Raw genomic sequence first — 14,760 nt, 5'->3', positions numbered from 1 at the left:
ACTGAAGACTTACGCCAGAGCCAGGCGCTGTTGCGCCAGAGCCTGGCGTGGATGAGACCGACAGCCAGTACACCAATGGCGGCGTAACCGGACACCTTGTGGCTGGACACGTGGACGAGGTGCCAGCAGATCACCGTGACGACGAACATCCCCGTCCGACAACGATGTTCGCAGGATGGTGGTCAGCATCAAGCTGGCGTTTCTTCGGTGGAACAGGGGGCGATTGCGCCATGGGTTGTTGTGCCAGTTCCGCGCGTGGATGAGGCCGACGGCCAGCAGGCCGGCGGCCGCGGCGGCGTACCCGGCCAGTGGGTGCCCGGACACGTGGGCATATCGCCAGCAGATCGCTGCGACCACGAACGCCACCCAACCCACCACGACGTTCACCGCTGCGGACTGGCCGAACGGCGTCGGGTTGGTCTTTCCGGTACTGCCGAGCATGTAGTAAGGAAGCCCGTTGCCGACGAAGAAGCCGGCCACGAGCGCGAGGAGGACCGTCGTCACCATCAGACGTCACCTGCCTGGTGGCGAAGGAGTGGGAGCAGTACGTCGTCGACGAGGCCGGTCAGGAACGTGTCGTCCAGCGGCTCACCGGTGACGAACGCACGCGAGAAGAGCATCGCCGAACTGAGCTCCGCGAGCAGCGCGCGATTGATTGCGGCCGGCAACTCACCTCTGGCCACCGCTCGGTCGATGGCGGGGTCGAACGCTTGCCGTTTGTCGTCGACCATCCGCGCTCGTACGGTCCGCGCCAGTTCCTCGTCGTGATGCATCGCCGTCAGCAGACCGAGCAGCAGTCCGGCGTCCTGCTCGGTCAATCCGTCGCGCATCGCCTGCAGCGTGCCCAGCAGGTCAGCACGGAGATTCCCCGGATCCGGCCGCTCGGCCATCCGCTGCCCGGTATGCCGCTCGACCGCGGTCACGACCAGTTCGGCCTTACCCGACCAACGGCGATAAATGGTGGCCTTGCTCGCGCGGGCGCGCAGTGCGATCGCATCCATGCTCATCCGGTCGTACCCGACCTCGGCCAGCAACCCCAACGTCGCCCCGAGAATCGCCTCCTCCCGCACCTCACCCCTCCCCCGACGCCCGTCCTCGCCAGTCACCCCACACCCCCAAAGTGAACGAAACCGTTTCGTTCACATTAGCACCCGCTCGAGCCGGCGAATTAGACGGCAGGACAGATCTGCGAGCCGTCCTCCTCAGGCCTTCAGCGTCCAGAGCTTCGCGGGTCGCCGGACGATCGGGGAGACCGGGAAAGCGCGGGCTTGGAGGGCTTGGAGGATTGGGTCGGTCTGGGTTGTCTTGAAGTAGTACTCACGGCCGTCGGGGCGGCGGAGGCCGATGCCGCGGAAGCGGAAGCTGGAGCGGATGGGAAAGACCTCGGAAAGCTCGGACGGGGCGGCGGAGAGGGTCTCGGCGCGGATCAGGCGGGGTAGGGGCCCACGAAGGCTGAGCTTCAACGTGTTGTCGTCGAGGACGAGTTCAGCGAACAACTCCGAGGCGTTGATTCGCCAGCCGCCGAGCGTTGGCAGGTTGGCGCCGCCGATCCAGCGCAGGCGCGACGTGCTGGTCCCCGAGGTACTGCCGTCGACCATCAAAGTCCCTCCCCTGGCCCAGACTCCCAGCGGACCGGGTCAGGCGGTGCTTCTGTCAGGGCGGCTCGTCAGTGGTCGTAGCGGCGGAAGGTGAAGAGGTGGGTGCCGGGGATTAGGGGTTCAGGGGTGCCGGTGTAGCGGTGGACGCCGACGCCGAATCCGGCTGAGGGTTCGGAGAGGTAGAGGGGTTCGAAGTCGCGCGACTCGAACCAGGAGCAGATCTGCGGCACCAGGTCGGGGTCGTCGCGGTGGCGGGTCCAGATCACGGGAGCTCCGGAGCGACACAGCTGCGGGAGGGCGGCGATCGTGCGCTGGATGTGTTCGTCGCTGATGTTGCCGAAGATTCCGCAGGCCAGCACGATGTCCGCGGGGACCATACCGGCGTACTGATCGACGAGAGCGGCGTCGCCGGCCCGGACCTCCACTTGATCGAGTCCGAGGGCGCGAGCGGCTGAGGCGGCGCCGTCGGCGATCTCTGGGTCGAGCTCGACCAGCCGGGCATGGACGTCGCCGCGGCGTGGATGGTCGGCCAGGACCTCGAGTACGTCGCGGCCTTGGCCGGCGCACAGGCTGACGATGCGCAGCGGTCCGGCAGGGCAGTCCTCCAAAGCGGCCCGGAGCTGTGTCTGCACGACCTTCAACCGCTGCGACAGCACCGACCCCGGGTCGTCGTACTCGTCATGCCAAGTGGACCAGTCCATGCTCGCTCCTCTCAGGAAGTTCCTATCAAGTTCTCAGTGCAATCACGGGCCGATCGCGGAACCCTGCCCGTCTCACCTCCGTTGACGGACGAAAGTCCGCCGGGCGAAGGGACGACAGCATGACAGGTACCGCCGACACGATGACGGCCGAGGAGCTGACGTACCCGAGCGACTCCGTGGTCGTGCTCGCCGGCATTCCAGGAGCCGGCAAGAGCACACTCCTCGACCGGCTGTTCCCCGAACACTCTGACCGCGTGTACGACTCGGGCCGCCTCCGCGATCGCTGGATGCCGGTCTTCGGCGTCCTCCCCTATCCCTGGTGGCGGCCGCTCCTCCATCTCACGTACTACGCGATCGTGCTGAACGCGATGCGCACCGGTCCCCTGGTCGTGCACGACTGCGCGACCCGTCCGTGGGTACGACGCCTCATCGGCTGGAGGGCCCGCCAGACCGGGAGGACAGTGCACCTGCTCCTGCTCGACGTACCCGATGACCTCGCCCGCGACGGCCAGCAGGCGCGCGGACGCGTCGTACGCAAGGGCAGCATGGCCACGCACTGCCGTCGGTGGCCGCAGCTCCTCGACCAGGCAGTCGCCGACCCCGCCGAACTCATCCCCGGCGCGGCTTCCGCCGTCGTCCTCGATCGCGACCAGGCGAACCGGCTCGAAGCGATCAGCTTCCGTTGAGGCCGGCCTCCAGACCGTCCAGGATCAGATCCAGCCCGTACTCGAAGTCCTCCACCCGCCCGGACCGCATCACGTGACCGATCACCTCCACGACATGCGGAAACTCCTCGGCGGACAATCCCGGGAGTACGTCGGCCGACACCCGCGACGCGTCGTCGGCGGCGAACGGCAGGTTGAGCTGCTGCAAGGTGAACCCATAGAGGTGACTGTCCAGCGTGTGCCAGGCATCCAGTGCACCCTCGATCGTGAAGCCGCCCTCGCGGAGCCGACCGAGCGTCGCGTCCAGGTAGCGCGTCATGCCCAGACCGATGCTGTACCGGGACATGATCTGCATCGCTGCCCACGGATGGGCGACCAGCACCTCGTGCGCAGAGATCGACCGCCGCCGCATCGCCTTCTTCCAGTCCGTCCCGGCGGGCGGTACGTCGATGTCGGTCAGCACCAGGTCGACGATGCCGTCGAGGATGTCGTCCTTGTTCTTCACGTGGTTGTAGAGCGACATCGCCTCCACGCCGACCTCCTGGCCGAGCCGACGCATGGTCAGCGCGTCCAGGCCCTCCTTGTCGGCCAGCGTGATCGCGGCCCGCAGGACCCGCTCCCGGTTCAGTGGCTCGCGCCGTACCGCCATTCCGATCCTCTCGCCGACCGTGGCACTTACATCGTAAGTGTACAGAGTAAGTCGAGGGTCTCAGGAACTGTCGGTGCCGGGTGATTGAGTCGTACTTCGACGTGGGGAGGAATGGGTGTGAAGGTTCGGGTTGCTCGTGAGGTGCTGGCCGAGGCGGTCGGATGGGTGGCGAAAGGGCTGCCGAGCCGGCCGAGTGTGCCGATCTTGGCCGGGATGGTGGTGGACGCGGCAGACGGTCAGGTGACGCTGTCCGGGTTCGACTACGAGAGCTCCGCGCAGGTGAGTGTGCCTGCGGAGGTGGCGGACGGCGGGCGGGTCCTGGTGTCGGGTCGACTGCTGTCCGACATCTGCCGCAGCATGCCGAGGGACTCGGTGGATCTGAGCGGCGACGCGTCCCGGGTCCAGGTGGTCAGCGGGAGTTCGCGCTTCGCGCTGCAGACCCTCCCTCTCAACGAGTACCCGGCGCTGCCCGAGCTGCCCGGCGCGAGCGGCGTGGTCGATGGAGATGCATTCGCGCGCGCCGTCGCCCAGGTGGTGAGCGCATCCGGCCGTGACGACACGCTGCCGGTGTTCACCGGCATCCGGGTGGAGCTCCGCGGTTCGACCATCTCGTTGCTGGCCACCGACCGGTACCGGCTGGCGCTCCGCGTCATCGAGTGGGAGCCGGCCGACCCGACCGTGGAGGCGAACGCGCTGGTGCCGGCGCGGATGCTCCACGACGTGGCCAAGGCGATGGCCGGCCACGATCTCACTCTCGCGCTCGGTTCAACCCGCACAGGGGACGGGTTGATCGGGTTCGAGGGTGGCGGCCGGCGGGCGACGAGCCGGCTGATCGACGGCGACTTCCCGAGGGTTCGCAGCCTGATCCCGGCCGAGTCCGCGATCACCAGCACCGTCCAAGTGGACACAGCCTCGCTGGTCGAGGCGGTGAAGCGAGTCGCGCTGGTGGCCGAGCGGACCACCCCGGTGCGGATCAACTTCGCGGACGGTACGGCGACTCTCGACGCCGGGAGCGGCGAGGAGGCGCAGGCATCGGAGTCGGTGGAGGCAACAGTCACTGGTGATCCGGTGTCCACCGGGTTCAACGCGGGCTATCTCCTCGATGCGCTCGCCTCACTGGGTCTGCCGATCGCGCATTTCGCCTTCACCCAGCCGATGAAGCCTGCGAACCTGACCGGTCTGCGAGCTCCCGATCAGGTTCCGACCGGCGACTCGGCGTACATCCTGATGCCGATGCGGCTGCCGACCTGATGTCGACCGGCCGCGACCGGATGCCGATGGCAATCATCCGTAAGTAGGACGCCGGATCAGGCTATGGACTGACGATCGGCGGCGGTCGATGCGGTCTAGTGGTGGTGCCCCGCGCCACCACCTGGAAGGACGCCTGTGGACTCGCCGAAGGCCCGGCTGCACGAGATCGATCTGCTGCGGATCCTCGCGGCCGTCTCGGTGATGACGTACCACTACCTGTTCTCGTCGTACGCCGGCGGCCTGTCGGCGATGCAGTTCCCCCATGCCGACGTGGTGGCCCGGTACGGCTATCTCGGTGTCGATCTGTTCTTCACGATCAGCGGGTTCGTGGTGCTGCTGAGCGCCTGGGACCGCACGCCGCGGTCCTTCGTCGTCTCCCGGGCCGTCCGGCTCTACCCGGCGTACTGGGTGGCGGTCACGCTGACCACGATCGTTTCGGTCTCGCTCAGCCAGGGCCGGTTCCCCGTGTCGCTGCCGCAGTACCTGGCCAACCTGACGATGTTCAACTCGCTGCCGGACATCGAGAACGTCGACGTCGTCTACTGGACGCTGTGGGCCGAGGTGCGGTTCTACGCGATGATCCTGCTCCTGACCTGGATCGGCATCACCCGCCGCCGGGTGACGATCTTCCTCTGGGCCTGGCTGACCGCCACCTTCGTCTTCCAGGCCGGTCTGTTGCCGCACGCAACCGACCTGGTGCTGAACACCCAGTTCTCGCACTACTTCATCGCCGGTATGGCTCTGTGCCTGATCCACCGGTACGGCCCGGCGCCGCAGACGCTGCTGATCGTCGCCGTCTCGCTCGGCAACGCGATCTACCGTGGCATCGGATTCGGCGACCGCGTCGGCATCCGCTACCACACCGAGATCCACCGGCCGGCGGTCGTCGCGATCATCGTGGTGATCTTCGCCGTCATGCTGGCCGTCGCGCTCAAGTGGACCCATCGGCTCGGACGGCCGTGGTTCGCCGTGCTCGGCGCTCTCACCTACCCGCTCTACCTGGTGCACGCACACATCGGGTTCATCGTCTTCGAACGGCTCGGCGACCAGGTGAACCACATCCTCCTGGTCGCCGCCACGATGCTCGCGATGGTCGGGGGCGCGGCCGCCCTGCACTACTGGGTCGAGCAACCGCTGGCGCCCCGCCTCAAGCGGCTGCTCGAGCGCGTCCTACCCGGCGCCCGTCGCGAGCCGGCTCACGCCGTCACGAAGTAATCCGTCAGGACCCGCGCCAGCGTCTCCGGCGGGAGCGTGTGGAACGAGCCGTCACGCCCCTCCACCGTGCCCTTCGGCAGCGCTGCGGCGGTCTGCTTGACCGAGTCCTGCAGCCACACCGGACTGTCGTTGCTGTACAGCGCAAGTGTCGGCAGTTCGATTGTCGACAACAGCTCGGTCGGTACGGCGCTGTCCCGCATCTGCAGGCCGTCGTACACGAGCGTGTGCGCGATCGCCTCGAGCCCGGCCCACATCGGCGTCGCCCGGATCTGATCGACGACCTCTTTCGGCTGGCCGACCGCCTCGACCATGAACAACTCGGCCGCACCGCCGGGGTTTCCGGCCGCGACGTACTCCTGCAGCCGTTCGATGTACCGATCCGGCGCCGGCGGCGCTCCCTCGACCCGGAACGGCGGCTCCATCACCGCCTGCTTCTCGAACGGCAGTCCGGCCTGGAACAGCACCATCGAACCCGACGAGTAGGCGCAGGCGAACCGCGCCCCGGTCGCCGAGCGGACCGCATCGAGGTCCTCCCACTCGCGCTCAACGGCGTACGTCGGTGCATCGCCGGAGTCGCCACGGCCACGCCGGTCGTAGTTCACCACGGTGAACGTCGACGCGAGCGCCTCGGCGTCCGGCACGTACCGCGCGCGGTCGGTGAACCCGCCGGCCACGAGCACCAGCACCGGCCCGCTGCCGTAGGTGTCGTACGCGATCTCGGTGCCGTCCTTAGAGGTGACCTTCTCCATCACCACACCCCTCCTCAGTTGGGGATCCCTGCCAATCCGTCGAACGAAGACAGCGTGGAGAGACACCCCATCGGTTGTGATCCACATCACAGGACACTAGCGGCGGGCATGAGCCCTATCCGCGGCCGACCCGCCTCACTACAGTTGGATTATGTATACAGACGGCTGGTATGCGGTCCACCGCACGATGGGTTCCTGATGCTGCTCCGCCAGCTGGAGTACCTCGTCGCCCTCGCCCGGGAGAAGCACTTCGCCCGAGCCGCCGACGCGTGCTACGTCTCCCAGCCGTCGCTGTCCGCCGCGATCCGCAAGCTCGAGCAGGAGCTCGACGTACCGATCGTCCGGCGCGGTCGCCGATTCGAGGGGCTCACTCCCGAAGGCGAGCGGGTGCTGCTGTGGGCGCAGCGGATCCTGGCCGAGCAGGATGCGCTCCGGCACGAGTTGTCGGTGATGCGCGGCGGTCTGACCGGCACACTCCGGCTCGGCGCGATCCCGACCGCGATGCCGGTCGTCTCATTGCTGACCACCCCGTTCTGCGAGCGGCACACGAGCGCCCGGGTCACGCTCGAGTCGTTGTCGTCGCGCGACATCACCCAGAAGCTGGCCGAGTTCGATCTCGACGTCGCGATGACCTACCTCGACGACGACACGCTGGGCCAGGTCCGCAAGACCCCGCTGTACGAGGAGCGGTACCTGCTCCTCACCCCGCAGCACACCGAGCTGGGTGAGTTGCCGGTGGCAACCTGGGCGCAGGTGGCCGCACTGCCGTTGTGCCTGCTCTCCCCCGACATGCGCAACCGCCGGATCATGAACGGCTACTTCACCGACGACGGCGTCACCGCCTCTCCCGCGATCGAGAGCGACACGGTCTCCGGTCTCTACAGCCACCTGCACGGCAACCACTGGTCGACCGTGATCTCCCACGCCTGGCTGCACATGTTCGGTGTGCCTGAAGGCATGCGCGTCGTACCGCTGAAGAGTCCTGCGCACGGGCCGCGGGTCGGACTGGTGATCGCGGCCCGCAGTCCCGAACCCGTGCTGGCCCGCGCGCTCCTCGACGTCGCGCGGCAGGCCGCCGTACACACCGCTCTCGACGATCTACTCAACGTGCATTTGATGGGTTCTGGCTATCTCGACATAGCGAGCAAGTCTTTGACCGTCGGACCGTGACGCGGCGACTGTGGAAGTCCCTTCCAAACAAGGAGATTCCACATCATGGCCAAGATCATCTGCGTCCTGTACGACGACCCTGTCGACGGCCATCCGACATCGTACGCACGGGACGACATCCCGACCCTCAACGGCTACCCGGGCGGCCAGACCGCACCCACGCCGAAGGCAATCGACTTCACACCGGGCGAGCTGCTCGGCAGCGTGTCCGGCGAGCTCGGGCTGCGCGAGTTCCTGGAGAGCCAGGGCCACACGCTGGTCGTCACGTCCGACAAGGATGGCCCGGACTCGGTGCTCGACCGGGAGCTGGCCGACGCCGATGTGGTGATCTCGCAACCGTTCTGGCCGGCGTACCTGACCCCTGAGCGGATCGCCAAGGCGCCGAATCTCAAGCTCGCGATCACCGCCGGCATCGGCTCCGACCATGTCGACCTGGACGCGGCGATCAAGCACGGCATGACCGTTGCCGAGGTCACCTACAGCAACAGCATCAGCGTCGCCGAGCACGTGGTGATGATGATCCTCGGGCTGGTCCGCAACTACCCGCCGTCGCACCAGGTGGTGCTGGACGGCGGCTGGAACATCGCCGACTGCGTGGCCCGCTCGTACGACCTCGAGGGCATGCACGTCGGTACGGTCGCGGCCGGCCGGATCGGCACCGCCGTACTGCGCCGGCTCAAGCCGTTCGACGTGAACCTGCACTACACCGACCGGCACCGGCTGCCGGAGTCGGTCGAGCGCGAGCTCAACCTCACCTTCCACCCGAGCGCGGCCGACATGGTCCCGCACTGCGACGTGGTCACCATCAACGCGCCGCTGCACCCGGAGACCGAGGGCCTGTTCGGCGAGAAGCTGCTCAGCACGATGAAGCGCGGCACGTACCTGATCAACACCGCCCGGGCGAAGATCGCCGACCGGGACGCCATCGTGAAGGCACTCGAGAGCGGCCGACTGGCCGGGTACGCCGGCGACGTCTGGTTCCCGCAGCCCGCGCCGGCCGACCACCCGTGGCGGACCATGCCGCACCACGGCATGACCCCGCACATCTCCGGCTCGACCCTGTCCGCCCAGACCCGGTACGCCGCCGGCACCCGGGAGATCCTGGAGTCGTGGTTCGCCGGTACGCCGATCCGCGACGAGTACCTGATTGTCGACGGTGGGCGACTGGCCGGTGCCGGAGCGCATTCGTACTCGACCCGCGTGTAAGCGGCATCACGTTCGTACGTAACCGGGATCACGTGAGACGCGGGCATATCCGGTGAGTACGGCTGGTTGAATGTATACAGAAGCCAGAATTCAAGGAAAGGGTACCAATGATCTTCACCCGTAGGTTCGGCGCTCTGGCGGCTCGCCCGCAGTTCCCGGATGCCCCGGAGCTGCAGCAGGAGCTGGACACCCCGGTCGACCTGGATGCCGAGCTCGCGAAGCTCACCGGCGACCAGGCTCGCACCGCTCACGACGACCGCCCGCACGCCGACGAGTCGGCTGCGTAAGGATCGCCATGTCAGGTCATGGAAGGCCCCATGGCCACGCCGGTGCCGAAGGCCCGGCTAAGGCATGGCACTTGGTAGACTGTCTACCAAGTGCCATGCCTTTGTCAGCGCAAGTTCCGGGAAGGACCTCATGACCACCATCAGCGCAGGCCCAGGGGCGGGGGCGGAACCGGCCGGTGTGCGACACGTCAAGCGGCCGACGCCACTGCGTGAGTCCGTCTACGAGGCCCTGACCGAGATGATCATCGACGGGACCCTCGAGCGCGGCCGGCACCTGGTCGAGGTCGAACTGGCCGGCATGCTCGGCGTTTCCCGGCAGCCGATCCGTGAGGCCCTCCAGCGGCTCAACAACGAGGGCTGGGTGGACCTCCGGCCGGGCTTCGGCGCGATGGTGCACGTGCCCGCCGAGGACGAGGTGGACCAGTTGCTCGCGGCCCGTGCCGCCCTGGAGTCGGAGTCCGCGCGGCTCGCGGCCCGGCACGCTTCGAAGGACGACGTGGCCCGGCTCAGGGACCTGTGCAAGGTCGGTACGGCGCTCCAGGACGCCGGCGACATCGACGGCGCGGTCCGGACCAACGGCGAGCTGCACAGCCTGATCACCCAGATGTCCGGCAACAGGTTCCTGGTGGACTTCGCCGGCCAGGTGGATCGCCGGGTCCGCTGGTACTACACCCCGGTCGCGCCCGTCCGCGGTGGCGCCTCCTGGCGCGAGCACGCGCGCCTGGTGAAGGCGATCAGCGAGGGCGACGAGGACAAGTCCGCGCAGATCATGCGCGAGCACACCGAACACACCCGCAAGGCCTACCACGATCTCCAGACCGGTGCCGCGACGGACGACGCTCCCGCGGACACGATCACGGCGGCGCCGCGGACTCGGCGCCGCCGGACCGCCGGCTAGCGACAAGCGGCCGGCCGCAGGCAGGCGGTCGCCCGCAACCACGGGAGAGTGGTTGCGGGCGACCCGGAGGGGATCAGGCAACACGCTTGTTGCGGCCACGCCCCGTCGCGGCCTTGCGTGCCTCGAGAGCGGCGGCGAGGTGGGCGTACTGCTCCACCGTCCGCCGCGCATAGATGTTGCGTTCCAGGATGTGCGGCCACCAGTGCCGCCCGATCTGCTCGTGCATCCACAGGAAGCCGATCGCGAAGCCCATACTGACCAAGGCCCGGAACGCGAGGAACTTCAACGGTTCCGGCGGCAGGCCCGGCGTACCGGTCACCACCCATTCGGTCACGACGGAATGCACCAGCAGGGAGAGCGGGAAGGCGATCACCCAGTAGACCGCCGCCGGTGCGAACACCCCGGCGGGGATCTTGCCCATGCCCATCAGAACGGCGTACCCGGCACCGAAGAGCATCAGCGGGACGCCCAGGCCGAGACCGGTCGCCACCGCCCAGCCGAAGGGCTGGCCGACGAACGCGGCCAACCCTCCGGCGATCACTCCGGCCGCGGCACCCACCGAGACGGCCGGCACCGAGAACTCCGCGAGCTGCTTCAGATCAGCTGTCTGAGTCATGGTCAGCTCACAACCACACCGAAGCGGATCAGGCTGTAGAACAGCATGCCGAGATAGAACACCGCGCCGAACCCGATGATCACGTTGCGCACCGGCCCGGGCCGGATCGGTTTGGGCAGCAGCTTGTTGTTCACCAGGAGCAACACGATGCAGTAGGCACCCATCGCGAACGTGGACAAGAAGGCGAGGATGTCCAGGATGCCGGCCGGACCGTCGGCCGGACCGAACAGCAGGATCAGGATGCCGAACGTGATCACGCCCCACAGGAACCCGGCGTACAGCTTCGACATCGAGAACCGTTTGGCCCCCGGTACGAAGTAGTACGTCATGTCGGCCTGACCGCGGGAGAACGAGTCGAACAGACCCAGGGTCGCATTCAGTCCGATCAGCGCGATGAAGGCGAAGAACAGCGTGCCCAGGATCGGACTGCCGGCCGACGCGAACGCGTCCGACATCGCCGACAGCGCGGCGTCGCGGTCACCGCCCTCGATCAGACTGGCGACGTCGGGGTTCGTCCGGGCCGCCGACATGGCCAGCACGGTGAACGAGATCGTGACCAGCATGGTGATGCCCCAGAACAGCAGCAGGGCGTCGAAGGTGACCCACTTGCGCCACCCCTTCCACTTCTGCATCTCGGCCGGGTCCTCGGTGTCGAACATGAAGCCCCGCGACGGCATCGACTCGGCCTGGTCGGCCGACCGCAGACCGCGGATCTTCGGGATGTGCGACCCCATCGCCGCACCGCTGTCGCGCAACTGCAGCGTGTACCACATCTGCTGCATACCGGACGGGCCGGCGAACGCGATCGAACCGACCACGATCGGGAACCAGGCCTCGGACAGTGCCTTCTCCGGGAAGAACCCGAACGCGAACATGCCCTGCAGGGTCTGGCCCAGATCGTCCCAGTTGCCCACGATCGCCGCGATCACCGACGTACCGACGACCAGCAGACCGATCAGCAGGCCGAGGAGTTTCTCGAGGAAGTTGTAGATCACCGACAGCAGGCTGAACAGCACACCGACGAACACCAGAGCCACGCACGCGGTGACCTGCCAAGGTATGCCGGTGATCTCCTCGAAAGCTGCGGCCCCGGCCGAGAGATGCCCGGGCCACATATAGATCAGGATCGCCGCGACGTAGAAGAACCACATCATCGGTTTGAAGACCCGCGCCGCGCCGAAGAAGATGCTCTCCCCGGTCGCCATCGCGTACCGGGCCATCTCCAGCAGCACGAATGCCTGCAGGGTGACGCCGACCAGGAACAACCAGCGGATGTCCGGGCCGAACACCAGCACCAGGCGGGGCCACATGTAGGACTCACCCATGCCCACGCCCAGCGCGACCAGGAACACGGTCGGACCGAGGATGTGCATGGACGGCGGTGCGTCCGGAAGCTTCCGGATCGGCATCGGTTCGAGCCGGCCGGCCTTCCAGACCTTCTCGGTGACGGCCGTCGAGGCCGCCGGCTCTTCTGGTACTTCTGAGGTCTTGCTTGTGACGTCCAAGGCGGACTCCTTAGATCGACGCCAGCTTGGCTTGACGCTCCCCCGTGCACTCCCCCCTGACCAACAGCATCACCGGCTTCCTCCGAACAGGTTGGGGACTTTCAGGAACCGAGCGGCCCGGCGTTGCGGGCCCAGCGGTACTTCGCACCGAGCACCTGGACCGGTGTCTCGGTGGTGTACGGGTAGGCGACCACTCCGTGGTCGAACAGGTACTGACTTGCTTCCTCGACCTCGACGTCACCGGACAGTGAGGCCACCACCGGCTTGTCGATGCCCTTGGCGCGATACTCCTCCACCACCTCGGCGACCAGCTTCGCGAACACCATCGGCGGCGTCACGATCGTGTGCCAGTAGCCCAGGATGAGCGAGTGGATCCGCTCGTCGGAGAGCCCGAGCGCGATCGTGTTGCGGTACGTCGACGGCGGCTCGCCACCGGTGATGTCGACCGGGTTGCCGGCGGCACCGAACGGCGGGATGAACTTGCGGAACGCCGCGTCCAGGTCGGCCGGGATGTCCATCAGGGTGAGGCCGGCGTCGACACAGGCGTCCGAGAGCAGTACGCCGGAACCGCCCGCGCCGGTGATGATGACGACGTTCTCACCCTTCGGCGTCGGCAGCAGCGGGATGCCGCGGGCGTACTGGAGCATCTCGTTCAGCCCCGGCGCCCGGACCACACCGCTCTGTCGCAGGATGTCGTCGTACACCTTGTCGTTGCCGGCCAGTGCGCCGGTGTGCGAGCTGGCGGCCCGCGCGCCCATGTCCGTACGCCCGGCCTTCAGCACGACGACCGGCTTCTTCTTCGACACCCGGGCCGCCGTCTCGGCGAACGCCCGGCCGTCCTTCAGATCCTCCAGGTGCATGGCGATCAGGTTGGTGTTGTCGTCGCTCTCGAAGAACGTCAGGAGGTCATCCTCGTCGATGTCGGCCTTGTTGCCTACCCCAACGATCGCGGAGACGCCCATCCGGCTGGACCGGCTGAAGCCCAGGATCGCCATCCCGATGCCACCGGACTGTGACGACAGCGCCACACTGCCGCGGACGTCGTACGGCGTGCAGAACGTCGCGCAGAGGCTCTCCGGCAGGTAGTAGTAGCCGTAGATGTTCGGGCCGAGAATCCGCACGCCGTGTTTCTTGGCGATGGCAACGACCTCGTCCTGCAGTTCCTGCTCGCCGGTCTCGGCGAACCCGGACGGGATCAGGATCGCGCCCGCGACGCCCTTCTCGCCGCACTGCTCGAGCGCACCGGCGACGAACTTGGCCGGGACCGCGAACACCGCGACGTCGACGTCACCCGGGATGTCGGTGATGCTCGGGAACGCCTTCAGCCCGAGGACCTCGCCACCCTTGGGATTGACCGGGTAGATGTCCCCGGCGTACCCACCGTTGACCAGGTTCTTCATCACCGAGTTGCCGATCTTGCCGGTCTCGTTCGACGCCCCGATCACGGCCACCGCGCGCGGCTTCATGATCCGCGTCATCGCGGTCAGGATCTCCTCCTGGCTGTACCGCTCGACCGGCTTGCCGGCCTCGGCGTCCACGATGATCCGGAAGTCGACCGCGGTGGCGCCGTCCGGCCCGGCCAGCACCGGGTTCAGGTCCACCTCGGCGAACTGCGGGAAGTCGTCGACCAGGTCCGACAGCCGCTGGATCAGGTCCGCGACGGCATCCTTGTCGACCGGCTTCGCGCCGCGGACGCCGTTCAGCATCTCGTGCGCACCGATCCCGTCGACCATCGCCCGGGCCTCGTCACCGGTCAGCGGGGCGAGCCGGAAGGTGACGTCCTTGAGTACCTCGACCAGGACACCACCCAGCCCGAACGCGACCACCTTGCCGAACGTCTGGTCGGTGACCGCGCCGACGATGACCTCCTGCACGTCACCGCCGGTGACCAGCATCTTCTGCACCTGTACACCGACGACCTCCGCGTCCGCCTGGTAGGCCTTGGCGTTGGCGATGATCTTCTCGTACGCCGCCTTGGCTGCCTCGGCACTGTCGACGCCGACGACCACGCCACCGGCATCGGTCTTGTGCAGGATGTCCGGCGAGACGATCTTCAGCACGACGGGGAAACCGATCTCGGCGGCGAGTCCGGCGGCTCCCTCGGCAGTCGTGGCCAGCCCCTCACCCGGCGTCGGGATGCCGTACGCGTCCGCGACCAGCTTGGCCTCGGGCGCGCTCAGGGAGGTGCGGCCGTCCGCCAGAGCCTGGTCGAGGATGGTCCGGACTGCTGCCTTGTCATAGGTCATGCCT

16 protein-coding genes are annotated in these 14,760 nt (G+C 67.5%); 7 read left to right on the top strand and 9 right to left on the bottom strand.

Annotated elements, in window-relative coordinates:
- Window positions 1-9: 9 nt before the first annotated feature.
- The 4 genes from ACIBG5_RS41705 to ACIBG5_RS41690 all read right to left on the bottom strand — a co-directional run bounded on the left by ACIBG5_RS41705 (window position 10) and on the right by ACIBG5_RS41690 (window position 2,299).
- Window positions 10-507: a hypothetical protein gene (locus tag ACIBG5_RS41705; RefSeq protein WP_396397631.1), complete on the bottom strand. Its 498-nt coding sequence runs from the start codon at window positions 505-507 to the stop codon at window positions 10-12.
- Window positions 507-1,070: a TetR/AcrR family transcriptional regulator gene (locus tag ACIBG5_RS41700; protein ID WP_396397630.1), complete on the bottom strand. Its 564-nt coding sequence runs from the start codon at window positions 1,068-1,070 to the stop codon at window positions 507-509. Before ACIBG5_RS41700 ends, ACIBG5_RS41705 begins: the two co-directional genes overlap by 1 nt.
- A 132-nt stretch (window positions 1,071-1,202) precedes the next feature.
- The gene (locus ACIBG5_RS41695; RefSeq protein ID WP_396397628.1) at window positions 1,203-1,598 is read right to left on the bottom strand and encodes a hypothetical protein; all 396 of its coding nucleotides are present in this window, start codon (window positions 1,596-1,598) and stop codon (window positions 1,203-1,205) included.
- A 68-nt stretch (window positions 1,599-1,666) separates the two neighbouring features.
- Window positions 1,667-2,299, bottom strand: a complete 633-nt coding sequence (locus ACIBG5_RS41690; RefSeq protein ID WP_396397627.1) for a class I SAM-dependent methyltransferase family protein — start codon at window positions 2,297-2,299, stop codon at window positions 1,667-1,669.
- 119 nt (window positions 2,300-2,418) lie between these two features.
- Here ACIBG5_RS41690 and ACIBG5_RS41685 point away from each other — a divergent pair, with 119 nt between their 5' ends.
- Window positions 2,419-2,985: an AAA family ATPase gene (locus tag ACIBG5_RS41685; protein WP_396397626.1), complete on the top strand. Its 567-nt coding sequence runs from the start codon at window positions 2,419-2,421 to the stop codon at window positions 2,983-2,985.
- Here ACIBG5_RS41685 and ACIBG5_RS41680 read toward each other — a convergent pair.
- The gene (locus ACIBG5_RS41680) at window positions 2,972-3,613 is read right to left on the bottom strand and encodes a TetR/AcrR family transcriptional regulator C-terminal domain-containing protein (protein WP_396397625.1); all 642 of its coding nucleotides are present in this window, start codon (window positions 3,611-3,613) and stop codon (window positions 2,972-2,974) included. The two genes, ACIBG5_RS41685 and ACIBG5_RS41680, sit on opposite strands and share 14 nt — an antisense overlap.
- A 117-nt stretch (window positions 3,614-3,730) precedes the next feature.
- Between ACIBG5_RS41680 and dnaN the strand changes: the two genes are divergently transcribed.
- Window positions 3,731-4,864 carry a DNA polymerase III subunit beta gene (gene dnaN, locus ACIBG5_RS41675; RefSeq protein WP_396397624.1) on the top strand — a complete coding sequence of 378 codons (1,134 nt, stop codon included), beginning with the start codon at window positions 3,731-3,733 and terminating at the stop codon, window positions 4,862-4,864.
- Between the two features lie 135 nt (window positions 4,865-4,999).
- The gene (locus ACIBG5_RS41670) at window positions 5,000-6,079 is read left to right on the top strand and encodes an acyltransferase family protein (protein ID WP_396397623.1); all 1,080 of its coding nucleotides are present in this window, start codon (window positions 5,000-5,002) and stop codon (window positions 6,077-6,079) included.
- On the opposite strand, the gene ACIBG5_RS41665 is transcribed toward ACIBG5_RS41670, so the two are convergent.
- Entirely contained in the window at window positions 6,061-6,828 is a 768-nt protein-coding gene (locus ACIBG5_RS41665; protein ID WP_396397622.1) for an alpha/beta fold hydrolase, read from the bottom strand. The genes ACIBG5_RS41670 and ACIBG5_RS41665 overlap by 19 nt on opposite strands.
- Before the next feature lie 198 nt (window positions 6,829-7,026).
- On the opposite strand from ACIBG5_RS41665, the gene ACIBG5_RS41660 reads away from it, so the two are divergent.
- From ACIBG5_RS41660 to ACIBG5_RS41645, 4 genes are all read left to right on the top strand, one after another.
- The gene (locus ACIBG5_RS41660; protein ID WP_360456696.1) at window positions 7,027-7,998 is read left to right on the top strand and encodes a LysR family transcriptional regulator; all 972 of its coding nucleotides are present in this window, start codon (window positions 7,027-7,029) and stop codon (window positions 7,996-7,998) included.
- A 45-nt stretch (window positions 7,999-8,043) separates the two neighbouring features.
- Window positions 8,044-9,204 (top strand): NAD-dependent formate dehydrogenase, encoded by a 1,161-nt coding sequence (locus tag ACIBG5_RS41655; RefSeq protein WP_396397621.1) that lies wholly within the window; start codon window positions 8,044-8,046, stop codon window positions 9,202-9,204.
- A gap of 107 nt (window positions 9,205-9,311) precedes the next feature.
- Entirely contained in the window at window positions 9,312-9,491 is a 180-nt protein-coding gene (locus ACIBG5_RS41650; RefSeq protein ID WP_396397620.1) for a hypothetical protein, read from the top strand.
- 130 nt (window positions 9,492-9,621) lie between these two features.
- Window positions 9,622-10,389 carry a GntR family transcriptional regulator gene (locus ACIBG5_RS41645; RefSeq protein WP_396397619.1) on the top strand — a complete coding sequence of 256 codons (768 nt, stop codon included), beginning with the start codon at window positions 9,622-9,624 and terminating at the stop codon, window positions 10,387-10,389.
- Window positions 10,390-10,462: 73 nt separating this feature from the next.
- On the opposite strand, the gene ACIBG5_RS41640 is transcribed toward ACIBG5_RS41645, so the two are convergent.
- The 3 genes from ACIBG5_RS41640 to ACIBG5_RS41630 form a co-directional block, all read right to left on the bottom strand.
- The gene (locus ACIBG5_RS41640) at window positions 10,463-11,005 is read right to left on the bottom strand and encodes a hypothetical protein (RefSeq protein ID WP_396397618.1); all 543 of its coding nucleotides are present in this window, start codon (window positions 11,003-11,005) and stop codon (window positions 10,463-10,465) included.
- A gap of 2 nt (window positions 11,006-11,007) precedes the next feature.
- Window positions 11,008-12,510, bottom strand: a complete 1,503-nt coding sequence (locus tag ACIBG5_RS41635; protein ID WP_360451863.1) for an Nramp family divalent metal transporter — start codon at window positions 12,508-12,510, stop codon at window positions 11,008-11,010.
- A 101-nt stretch (window positions 12,511-12,611) separates the two neighbouring features.
- Entirely contained in the window at window positions 12,612-14,756 is a 2,145-nt protein-coding gene (locus ACIBG5_RS41630) for an acetate--CoA ligase family protein (RefSeq protein ID WP_396397617.1), read from the bottom strand.
- Window positions 14,757-14,760 lie beyond the last annotated feature (4 nt).

Source organism: Kribbella sp. NPDC050241 (genome assembly GCF_044459685.1).
Lineage (GTDB): Bacteria > Actinomycetota > Actinomycetes > Propionibacteriales > Kribbellaceae > Kribbella.
Note: the sequence above shows the minus strand (reverse complement) of the source record. Positions and strands in the feature narration are given on the sequence as shown.